Source organism: Dietzia sp. DQ11-44 (assembly GCF_014145205.1).
GTDB classification, from domain to species: Bacteria; Actinomycetota; Actinomycetes; order Mycobacteriales; family Mycobacteriaceae; genus Dietzia; species Dietzia natronolimnaea.
This window is the reverse complement of record NZ_JAALEC010000326.1, coordinates 1-9,895: the sequence shown is the minus strand read 5'-3', so window position 1 is coordinate 9,895 and position 9,895 is coordinate 1. Positions and strand designations below refer to the sequence as shown.

General features: G+C 70.8%; 10 protein-coding genes, 1 tRNA gene and 1 pseudogene. 7 read left to right on the top strand and 5 right to left on the bottom strand.

The annotated features are described in order from the left end of the window. Positions 1-437: pseudogene (locus G6018_RS08925) on the bottom strand (hypothetical protein); the annotation flags it as partial. A 75-nt stretch (positions 438-512) separates the two neighbouring features. Continuing rightward, positions 513-598 (bottom strand) — tRNA-Leu (locus tag G6018_RS08920). A 188-nt stretch (positions 599-786) separates the two neighbouring features. Between G6018_RS08920 and G6018_RS08915 the strand changes: the two genes are divergently transcribed. Continuing rightward, the gene (locus G6018_RS08915; RefSeq protein ID WP_179525283.1) at positions 787-1,329 is read left to right on the top strand and encodes a YbhB/YbcL family Raf kinase inhibitor-like protein; all 543 of its coding nucleotides are present in this window, start codon (positions 787-789) and stop codon (positions 1,327-1,329) included. A 3-nt stretch (positions 1,330-1,332) separates the two neighbouring features. Here the strand turns inward: G6018_RS08915 and G6018_RS08910 are convergent, their stop codons facing one another. Together G6018_RS08910 and G6018_RS08905 are read right to left on the bottom strand one after the other, a co-directional pair. After that, positions 1,333-2,400, bottom strand: coding sequence for a quinone-dependent dihydroorotate dehydrogenase (locus G6018_RS08910; protein WP_182639421.1), 1,068 nt, complete (start codon positions 2,398-2,400; stop codon positions 1,333-1,335). 34 nt (positions 2,401-2,434) lie between these two features. Beyond that, positions 2,435-3,466: a hypothetical protein gene (locus G6018_RS08905; protein ID WP_182639420.1), complete on the bottom strand. Its 1,032-nt coding sequence runs from the start codon at positions 3,464-3,466 to the stop codon at positions 2,435-2,437. A 175-nt stretch (positions 3,467-3,641) separates the two neighbouring features. Between G6018_RS08905 and G6018_RS08900 the strand changes: the two genes are divergently transcribed. From G6018_RS08900 to mshC, 5 genes are all read left to right on the top strand, one after another. Beyond that, a complete protein-coding gene (locus tag G6018_RS08900; protein ID WP_241730995.1) occupies positions 3,642-4,487 on the top strand; it encodes an undecaprenyl-diphosphate phosphatase in 846 nt (281 codons plus the stop codon). A gap of 40 nt (positions 4,488-4,527) precedes the next feature. Continuing rightward, positions 4,528-5,235 (top strand): histidine phosphatase family protein, encoded by a 708-nt coding sequence (locus G6018_RS08895; RefSeq protein WP_182639419.1) that lies wholly within the window; start codon positions 4,528-4,530, stop codon positions 5,233-5,235. 61 nt (positions 5,236-5,296) lie between these two features. Continuing rightward, a complete protein-coding gene (locus G6018_RS08890) occupies positions 5,297-5,884 on the top strand; it encodes a DUF3090 domain-containing protein (protein WP_182639418.1) in 588 nt (195 codons plus the stop codon). Next, entirely contained in the window at positions 5,881-6,663 is a 783-nt protein-coding gene (locus G6018_RS08885; RefSeq protein ID WP_179525277.1) for an SCO1664 family protein, read from the top strand. The genes G6018_RS08890 and G6018_RS08885 overlap by 4 nt, the downstream gene beginning before the upstream one ends. Positions 6,664-6,690: 27 nt before the next feature. Further along, positions 6,691-7,941 carry a cysteine--1-D-myo-inosityl 2-amino-2-deoxy-alpha-D-glucopyranoside ligase gene (mshC, locus tag G6018_RS08880; protein WP_182639417.1) on the top strand — a complete coding sequence of 417 codons (1,251 nt, stop codon included), beginning with the start codon at positions 6,691-6,693 and terminating at the stop codon, positions 7,939-7,941. 42 nt (positions 7,942-7,983) lie between these two features. Here the strand turns inward: mshC and G6018_RS08875 are convergent, their stop codons facing one another. After that, positions 7,984-8,910 carry a PAC2 family protein gene (locus tag G6018_RS08875; protein WP_179525275.1) on the bottom strand — a complete coding sequence of 309 codons (927 nt, stop codon included), beginning with the start codon at positions 8,908-8,910 and terminating at the stop codon, positions 7,984-7,986. A gap of 49 nt (positions 8,911-8,959) precedes the next feature. Here G6018_RS08875 and G6018_RS08870 point away from each other — a divergent pair. Beyond that, positions 8,960-9,895: homocysteine S-methyltransferase family protein (locus tag G6018_RS08870; protein WP_182639416.1), on the top strand; the 936-nt coding region annotated here is incomplete at its 3' end.

Sequence of the window (9,895 nt, the reverse complement as noted above, 5' to 3'; positions counted from 1 at the left end):
GGTCTCCCGACGCCCTCTCCGCGCGGGCGCACGACTCCGGCGTCGGCGCCCAGGTAGATCAGGCCGGGCAGCGCGAACGCCCGCCGGTGGGGCACCGCGGGCACGTGTCCCCGACGGATCATCACGTCGGAAGGGTCGATGGTGTGGCCGAAGAACGCGCGGAGGTCGTCGCGGACCTCGGGGGGCGGGTCGAGGGGTGGGGGAGCCAGTCCCAGGGCGTCGAGACGCCGGTCCACGGCGCGAGCGGTGGCGCCGACCAGGTGTCCCAGTGCATCCGCCGCCCGGGCGACGGCGGTACTCATCCGGTACCGAACGCCGGACCTCGACACCCCGTGGGCCACCAGTTCGTCCTCGCGGGCCACCTGTTCGTCTGCGAGGAGTCTGCGCAGTCGCTCGACCAGCCGCTGTGGGGCGGGGGGTGGCGGCGTGCGGGCCATCGGGAGTCCTCCCGGAAACAAGTGGGCCCCGGATCCTCACGGATCCGGGGCCACTTCTACTGTCTCGACACAGTGTGCGCGAGGGGGGACTTGAACCCCCACGTCCGTTAATAGGACACTAGCACCTCAAGCTAGCGCGTCTGCCATTCCGCCACTCGCGCTCGCACACTGATGACCTGCACCGGTTCGTTCCCGGCTTGGTCGTGCGAGGAATGACACTAGCCGATGCGCGAACCGTGGGACAAATCGGACCCCGCTCACACACGGCGCCTGCCGGTCATCGCTGGTAGACAAGGACGTGACCGGCTGGGGGATACCTCCCCACACCGTCCGACCCAGGAGGATGACGATGACCGACTTCCGCGTGCCGAACCCCTATGACGCCCTTCCGGATCTCCCCGCGCTCGAGGTGACGAGCGAGTCCTTCGCCGAGGGCTCCACCCTGTCGTCCGCGCAGCTCGGCGGGAAGATGGGCGTCGAAGGCGGCGAGGACAAGTCCCCCCAGGTGAGTTGGAGTGCCGGACCGGAGGGGACCCGGACCTATGTGGTGACCGTGTTCGACCCCGACGCGCCGACCGCCTCGGGGTTCTGGCACTGGTCGGTGGCCAACATCCCGGCCGACGTGACCTCGCTACCGGAGGGGGCGTGCACCGGCGACGACACCTCGGGCCTCCCGGAGGGGGCCGTCGTGGTCCGCAACGACGCCGGGTTCAGGGGGTTCGTGGGTGCGGCCCCACCGGAGGGCCACGGTCCGCACCGGTACATCCTCGCCGTTCACGCCGTCGGCGACGAGATCGAACTCGGAGAGGACGCCTCCTGCGCCTTCGTGGGGTTCAACCTCTTCGGGCAGGGCCTGGCCCGCGGGACCACCACGGCGCTCTTCGAGCAGTGAGAGTCAGCTGACCGCGGAACCGACGGCCTCCGCCAGGGAGGCGAACCCGCCCTGCCGGAGCCGTCGGGCGACGAGCTTGTTGGTCCCACGGATGAGACCGGGGCCGGTGAACACGAAGCCGGTGTAGGTCTGGACAAGATGAGCACCGTGGGTGATGCGGTCCCACACGTCCTCCGGGGTCTCGACGCCGCCGACCGAGATGATGACGATCCGATCGCCGGCCCGCTCGTGGATCCGGGCGAGCACCTGGCGGGACCGGTCCGCGACGGGTGCCCCCGAGATCCCGCCCGCGCCCATCGCCGCCACCGTGCTCGCCGGGGTCGTGAGCCCGTCGCGCGAGATGGTGGTGTTGGTGGCCACGATGCCGGCGAGGCCGAGCTCCACGACGAGATCGGTGACCGCGTCGATGTCCGCGTCGTCCAGGTCCGGGGCGATCTTGACCAACACCGGGATCGTCGCCACCTCACGGACCGCCGTGAGGATGGGACGCAGCGATTCGACCGCCTGCAGGTCCCTCAGGCCGGGGGTGTTGGGGGAGCTGACGTTGACCACCATGTAGTCGGCCAGCCCGGTGAGCATGCTGGCCGAGGCCACGTAGTCGCGAACGGCGTCCTCCGCGGGCACCACCTTGGTCTTGCCGATGTTGATCCCCACCGGGTCGCTGCTGCGCCGACGACGCAGGTTGTTGGCCGCGTTGCCCGCGCCGTGGTTGTTGAACCCCATGCGGTTGAGGATGGCCCGGTCCTCCGGCAGCCGGAACAGACGAGGTGACGGGTTGCCGGGCTGGGGTGAGGCGGTGACCGTGCCGACCTCACTGAAACCGAAGCCGATCGCCCCCCACGAGTCGACGGCGGCCGCGTTCTTGTCGAAACCGGCCGCGAGGCCGAGCGGCCCCGGAAAGCGACGTCCCAGGACATCCTGGGCCAGCACCGGATCCCGGACGCCGAGGAACCGGCGCACCATGGAGCCCAGTGGCGGCACCAGGGTCAGCAGCTTGAGAAAGCCGAATACCAGGTGGTGGATCCGCTCCGCCGGAAAGCGGAACAGCACACTCTTCATCAGCGAGTACACGGTCCTCCTCGATGGGACGTGGGTGGTCCTTCGATCAGCTCGACGGCACGGGCAGTGATGGGCGCATCAGGTGGAGGCCGGCACCGTCGGAGGAACCGACGACCACGGTCCCGGAGGCCGTGACCACCAGCGAGTCCGGCTGACGTACCGTCGCGATCTCGGCACGCCGGACCCCTGTGCCGTCGCCGAGATCGTACGCCTGGACGGTATTGGTTCCGGTGGAGGTGACCCAGACGACGTCCCGGGTGTGGTCCCCGGCGACCGCCCAGGGGGCCGCTGCGACCGGGAACTGCTGGTGGAGCCGGATCGGGGAGGTCGAGTAGACGAGGAGCGTGTCACCCACGGTGTCGCTGGCCACGACCGTGCCCTCGCCGTACTCGTCGAGTCGCCCGGCGCCCTTCCCGGCGCGCAGGAGCGGTCCCGCGCCGTCCTCGTCCAGGTCGATGCTGGCGATGACGGTGTCCGGTCGGCTGAACGCCGTGACCGAACCGTCCCGGGCCACACTGATCCGATCGACCGATGTCAGGCCTGCGAGGCGATGTTGTTCCGTCCCGTCGGCGTCCCGGACGACCACGTCGCCGCCGGGGGCGCCCGTGAGCAGGCGACCGTCGGTGGTCACGGCCGCCGCGGTGACCGGTCCGAGCCCCGAGATCTCGCGCGCGTCACCTGCCGCCGTGACCACGACGACGCCGTCGCCGAAGGGGACAAGAACCGTCCCGTCGACCCCGGCAGTGGCGGTTCCCGCATCCGCGGGCAGCTCGACGGTCGTCTCCGGGATCCATCGGGTCCCGTCCACGCGGGCGATCTCCAGAGTCGGCGGGCCGTCGACCTGCGCCACCACCGTGTCACCCACGGCGACCAGCGAGGACACGGAACCCGGGACCGGGACGACCTCACCGCCCTCGGGATCGGAGACCTGGGGCGACGCGGCGGGTCGGGCGTTACCCTGCTCGATCCCGGTGTAGTCCTCCAGTTGGCTGGTGGTCGACGCGCAGCCGGCGAGCCCGACGGCGAGGGAGAGCAGAGCGGCGGTCACAGCGGAGCGGCGGTGGACACGAAGGGGCACGGTGTTCCTTTCGACTTCTCCACAGTGTCCCCCACGCGGGTCCTCAGTCGCCGTCCAGGTCCGGACGACTACCCTCACGGCGGTGCGGTGAGACACCCGCGCCCGTGCCGACGTTCCCCGACAGAAAGCAGCGCCCGTGAACCCGACGGTCCTGGCCGCCCCCGCTGCGGACGGCATGTCCTGGCTCCAGGTGATCGTGCTCTCCGTGATCCAGGGGATCACGGAGTTCCTGCCCGTCTCGTCCTCCGGGCACCTCCGCATCTTCTCCACCTGGTTGTTCGGTGCGGACGCGGGAGCCTCGTTCACGGCGGTCATCCAGCTCGGCACGGAGGCCGCCGTGCTGGTGTTCTTCTTCAAGGACATCGTGCGGATCCTCGTCGCGTGGTTCCGGGGGGTGTTCGACCGCCGGCGCCGCGACGACCCGGACTACCGGCTCGGGTGGTACGTGATCATCGGCTCGGTCCCCATCGCCGTGATCGGCTTCTTCGGCAAGGACCTCATCCGGGACGCCGCCCGGAACCTGTGGATCACGGCGATCGTGCTGATCGCGTTCTCGTTCGTGTTCCTCATCGCGGAGAAGGTCTCCAAGCAGGACCGCCCCGTCGACGGCCAGTCGCTCGAGGGCTTGACGATGAAGGACGCGGTGGTCATGGGACTGGCCCAGTGCCTGGCGCTGATCCCCGGTGTCAGCCGTTCGGGCGGCACCATCTCGGCCGGGCTGTTCCTCAACATGTCCCGCGAGGCCGCCGCACGGTTCTCCTTCCTGTTGGCGATCCCGGCGGTCCTGGCCTCCGGGTTGTTCAGCCTCCCCGACGCGTTCGAGCCGTCCGTGGGGCAGTCCGCCACCGGGATCCAGCTGATCGTGGGATCGGTGATCGCGTTCGTGCTGGGCTACGCCGCCATCGCGTGGCTCCTGCGCTTCGTGCAGAACCACTCGCTGGCCTGGTTCGCCGGGTACCGCATCATCCTCGGCCTGGCCGTCATCGCGCTGCTGTCCACCGGCGCGATCCCCGCGACCTGACCTCACCACCGAAGTGGCGCGGCGTCGGTAACCTGCCGTCATGACCGTCATCCTCCTGCGCCACGGCCGCTCGACCGCCAACACCGCGCTCACCCTGGCCGGCCGCACGTCCGGGGTCGCGCTCGACGAGACGGGCCGGGCGCAGGCACAGGACCTCTGCCGACGTCTCGACGGTCTCCCGGTCGAGGCGGTCGTCCGGTCGCCGCTCATGCGCTGCCGGGAGACGGTCGAGCCGTTGGCCGCCGCGTTCGGGGTGGAACCGGTGGTCGAGGAGGGCCTGGTCGAGGTCGACTACGGCACCTGGACCGGACGGACCCTGACCGAGCTCGCGTCCGAACACATGTGGTCGGTGGTGCAGCAGCACCCCTCCTCGGCCGTCTTCCCCGGGGGTGAGTCCCTCGCCGAGATGGCCACCCGCGCCGTCTCGGCCGTCCGGGAGCACGACCGCCGCCTGGCCGAGGACGCGGGCCGTGACGTGCTGTGGGTGGCGTGTAGCCACGGAGACGTGATCAAGTCGGTGATCGCCGACGCGTACGGGATGCATCTCGACCACTTCCAGCGCATCGTGGTGGAGCCGGGATCGGTGTCGGTGGTCCGCTACACCCCCCACCGGCCGTTCGTCCTCCGGGTCAACGACACCGGTGGAGACCTCGCCAGTCTCCGCGGGGAGCCCGCCGGACACGTGGGCAACGCCACCACCGGAGACGCCAGCTCGGACGCGGTTCCCGGCGGGAACGTACCCTTATGAACCGCACCTCCACCCGGGACCACCCGGCACCACACGGCAGCACACGAGGGAGACGACCGGCATGAGCAGGGAAGTCCACGAGTTCCGCGACCCGGCCCGGTTCGTGGTGGGCACGGTCGGCCAACCCGGCGAGCGCGTGTTCTTCGTCCAGGCCACGGGCGGCGGCCGAACCGTCTCCGTCCGGTGCGAGAAGCAACAGGCCCAGATCCTCTCGGAGCGGATGGGGGATCTCCTCGACGAGATCGCCGCGAAGTCCGATGTCCCCGTCCCCCCGGCCGCCGGCGTCGTGGACGACCTGGCGCCGCTGGAGATGCCCGTCGACGCGGAGTTCCAGGTGGGCACGATGGGCCTGGGGTGGGACGGCGAGAAGAGCCAGATCGTCGTGGAGCTGCTGGCGGCGGACCCCACCGCCACCGACGAGTCGGTGGTCCTCTCGGACGCGGAGGACGCCCCGGACGCGCTCCGCGTGTTCCTGACCCCGCAGCGTGCACGGCAGTTCGTCCTGCGCAGCGAGAAGGTCGTCTCCGCCGGGCGCACTCCGTGCCCGCTGTGCGGCGAGCCGATCGACACCACGGGTCACCTGTGCATCCGCCTCAACGGGTACCTCCCGCGCTCCGGTGATGCGCTCGCCGACCTCGTCGACCCGTGACCGCCCGCCCGCCGGGCCCCGAACTCACCGTTCTGCACCGGATCCCCTCGGGAAGCAACGCGGTGTACCGCTGCGTGGACGCCGAGGGCGGGCACTGGGTGTACAAACCGTCGGCGGGGGAGCGGCCGCTCATGGACTTCCCCGACGGCAGCCTGGCGGCCCGGGAGATCGCGGCGTACGCGGTGTCCGTGGCCCTGGGGTGGGACCTGGTGCCCGAGACGGTGGGAGCACACGGCCCCGGCGGCCCGGGGATGGCGCAACGATGGATCGACGAGCTCGACCGGGGTGAGGCGCCCGGCCACGACCCGGTGGACGTCCACCCGGTGGGCGCCCTTCCCCCCGGCCGGGTGGCGGTGCTCCGGGGTGAGGGATCCCGCGGGGAGGACGTGGTGGTGGCGCACGCCCTGGACGAACGGCTCCGTCGTATCGCGTTGTTCGACCACGTCGTCAACAACGCCGACCGCAAGGGCGGACACGTCCTCGTCGACACCTCCGGCCTGATCTGGGCGATCGATCACGGCCTGTCGTTCCACACCGAGCCGAAGCTGCGCACCGTCCTGTGGGGGTGGGCCGGCCAGCCGCTGCCCCCGGGGGATCTCGAGGGACTGGGCAGGGTGCGCGACGGGCTGTCCGGGGACGCCCTCCTCGCGGAAAGCCTGCGTGACCTGCTCTCACCCGCCGAGGTACGCGCACTGGGCGCTCGGGTCACCGCACTGCTCGACGGCGAGGTGTTCCCCGTACCGGGAGCGGGCTACCCGTTACCCTGGCCGCTCTTCTGAACCCGCCCGGTATCTAGACTCGCCCGCATGCACTCGTGGCCCCCGCCTGCCGTCCCCGCCGTCCCCGGCGACGGTGCCCCCCTGAAGTTGTACGACACGGCGAGCGGACAGGTCCGGGAGGTGTCCGCCGGGCCCGTCGCAGGGATGTACGTCTGCGGCATCACCCCCTACGACACCACCCACCTCGGTCACGCGGCGACCTACCTGACGTTCGATCTGGTGTACCGGCTCCTGCTGGACGCCGGACACGAGGTCCACTACGTCCAGAACACCACGGACGTCGACGACCCGCTGTTCGAAAGGGCGGAGCGCGACGGCGTGGACTGGAGGGAACTCGGGGACCGCGAGACCGATCTGTTCCGCTCCGACATGGAGGCGCTCCGCGTGCTCCCACCCCGCGACTACGTGGCCGCCACCGAGACCATCGACGAGGTCGTGGAGATGGTCGCCGAGCTCGTCGACCGCGGCCACGCCTACCGGATCGATCCCGGGGTCGACGGGTACCCCGATGTCTACTACCGACACCGGGCCACCCCGGCCTTCGGGTACGAGTCGGGGTACGACGCCCAGGAGATGGCCGGCGCGTTCGCCGAGCGCGGCGGGGACCCGGACCGGCCCGGCAAGGAGCACCCGCTGGACGCACTGCTGTGGCGGGTGCAGCGACCGGGGGAGCCGTCCTGGCCCTCGCCCTGGGGGGCGGGCAGACCCGGATGGCACATCGAGTGTTCGGCGATCGCCCGGAACCGCCTGGGTATGGAGTTCGACATCCAGGGTGGGGGCAGCGACCTCGCGTTCCCACACCACGAGTTCTCCGCCGCCCACGCCGAGGCCGCGACCGGCCGCTCCCCGTTCGCGCGCTTCTACGTGCACGCGGCGATGATCGGCCTCGACGGGGTCAAGATGAGCAAGTCGTTGGGCAATCTCGTCCGGGTCAAGACACTCCGCGAACAGGGGGTGGACCCGGCCGTCATCCGACTCGCCCTGGCCGCCGGCCATTACCGGACGGACCGCTCCTGGTCGGAGGACCTGCTCGCGGAGGCCCGCTCCCGGTGCGAGACGTGGTTCCGTGCGATCTCCCGGGGATCGGGCGCCGACTCCGCCGCGACCATCATCGCCGTGCGGGAACGTCTCGCGGACGACCTCGACACCCCCGGCGCCCTGGCCGCGGTCGACAGGTGGGCCGAGGCGACCCTGGCCGGGGACGAGTCCGACCCGTCCGCGGGACCGTCCATCGCGACCGCCCTCGACGCCCTGCTCGGTCTCGCCCCCGCCACCTGACGGCGTTCCGGTGACCGGTCTGACGGTCTGACGGGCGACGGTCTACCCGGCGTCGGGCTCGTCCCGCTCGCCTCGCAGGAAGCGCTCGAACTCGGCGGCGATCGACTCGCCGTCGACCAGCGGCATCGTCTCCCCGTCAGCGGCCCGACCACGGTCGGGTTCGGGGTCGACCCCCGCCCCGACACCGTTCTCGTCGTCCATCCGGTCCTCCAGGGACTGGATGTAGTCGCGGAGGTCCTCGTCCTCGCCGGCGGCGGCGTCGACCTTCGCGACCCACGTGCGGGACTGCACGCGCAGTGCGTCCATCGGGACGGCCACCCCCAGGTTCTCCGCCAACCAGGACAGCACCGCCTCGGTGCCGCGCGGATTGGGCGGTGCGGCAACGTAGTGGGGGACACCCGCCCACAGACTCACCGTCGGGACCCCGGCCTCGGTGAGGAGTTGCTGGAGGACCCCGGTCATCCCGGTGGGCCCCTCGTAATCGGAGGCCCGGACCCCCATCTCGGCCATCCTCTGCCGATTGAACGCCGTCCCGGTGAGCGGAACGGGGCGGGTGTGGGGCACATCGGCGAGATAGGCACCCAACAGCACCACCTCGGTGACTCCCAGGGTGTCGACGAGGTCCACGAACTCGGAGGCGAACCGGCGCCACTTCAGACCCGGCTCGGGCCCCCGGACCAGCAGCACGTCGTGGTCGAACCCGTCCGGTCGGCACGCGGACACGAGGATCTGTGGCCACTCGACCGATCGCGACACCCCGCCGGAATGCCGGACCGTCGGCCGCTGGTCGAGGTAGTCGAAGAACTCGTCGCCACCGATCTCCGCGATCTGCCGCGCCTCCCAGGTCAGGGCGAGATGTTCGACGGTCCCGGTCGCCACGTCCGCGGCGTCGTTCCAGCCCTCGAAGGCCACGATCATCACCGGGCTCTCGAGATCGAGGTGCCCGTCGGGGGTCCATTCGACAGTCATCAGTACAGCCTACGGACGGACACTTCCGGGGCACCCATACACTGGGGCCATGTCTGTCGATTTCGATTCGCCCCTGTTGGACGCCGCCCGCCGGCGAGTACTGATCAGCGACGGGGCGATGGGCACGATGTTGCAGGCGGTGGACCTGGACGTCGACGTCGACTTCCTCGGTCTGGAGGGATGCAACGAGATCCTCAACGCCACCCGCCCGGACGTCGTCGCGGACATCCACCGTGCGTTCTTCGAGGCCGGCGCGGATCTGGTGGAGACCAACACCTTCGGGTGCAACCTGTCCAACCTGGGGGACTACGACATCGTCGACCGCATCGGCGAGCTGGCCGAGAAGGGTGCCGCGATCGCCCGGCAGGTCGCCGACGAGATGGGCCCCTCCGAGGACGGCACCCCGCGGATGGTGCTCGGCTCCCTCGGACCGGGGACCAAGTTGCCCTCGCTCGGGCAGTCCACGTTCGAGGAGATGAGGGACGCCTACGCCCGCGCGGCGGAGGGCCTGGCCCGGGGCGGAGCCGACGCGTTCCTCGTGGAGACCAGCCAGGACCTGCTCCAGGTCAAGGCCGCGGTACTGGGCTGCCAGGACGGCATGGCCGCCGCCGGGCGCCGGCTGCCCATCATCACGCACGTGACCATCGAGACCACCGGGACCATGCTCCTGGGGTCCGACATCGGGGCGGCACTGACCGCGCTCGAACCGCTCGGCATCGACATGATCGGCCTCAACTGCGCCACCGGGCCCGCCGAGATGATCGAGCACCTGCGCTACCTCACCCAGCACGCCGGCGTCCCCGTCTCCGTCATGCCCAACGCGGGACTGCCCGAACTGGGAGAACACGGAGCCGTGTACCCGCTCGGCGCCGAGGCGTTCGGCCCCCAGGTCGCCGACTTCGTCTCCGAGTTCGGGCTGTCGATGGTCGGCGGATGCTGCGGCACCACCCCCGAACACATCACCCGCCTCCGGGACGAGGTGAGG

Bases quoted from the DNA above. Each gene is read 5' to 3' on its own strand.
- G6018_RS08915 (WP_179525283.1), top strand. From the start codon at position 787: ATGACCGACTTCCGCGTGCCGAACCCCTATGACGCCCTTCCGGATCTC.
- G6018_RS08900 (WP_241730995.1), top strand. From the start codon at position 3,642: ATGTCCTGGCTCCAGGTGATCGTGCTCTCCGTGATCCAGGGGATCACG.
- G6018_RS08895 (WP_182639419.1), top strand. From the start codon at position 4,528: ATGACCGTCATCCTCCTGCGCCACGGCCGCTCGACCGCCAACACCGCG.
- G6018_RS08890 (WP_182639418.1), top strand. From the start codon at position 5,297: ATGAGCAGGGAAGTCCACGAGTTCCGCGACCCGGCCCGGTTCGTGGTG.
- mshC (WP_182639417.1), top strand. From the start codon at position 6,691: ATGCACTCGTGGCCCCCGCCTGCCGTCCCCGCCGTCCCCGGCGACGGT.
- G6018_RS08875 (WP_179525275.1), bottom strand. From the start codon at position 8,910: ATGACTGTCGAATGGACCCCCGACGGGCACCTCGATCTCGAGAGCCCG.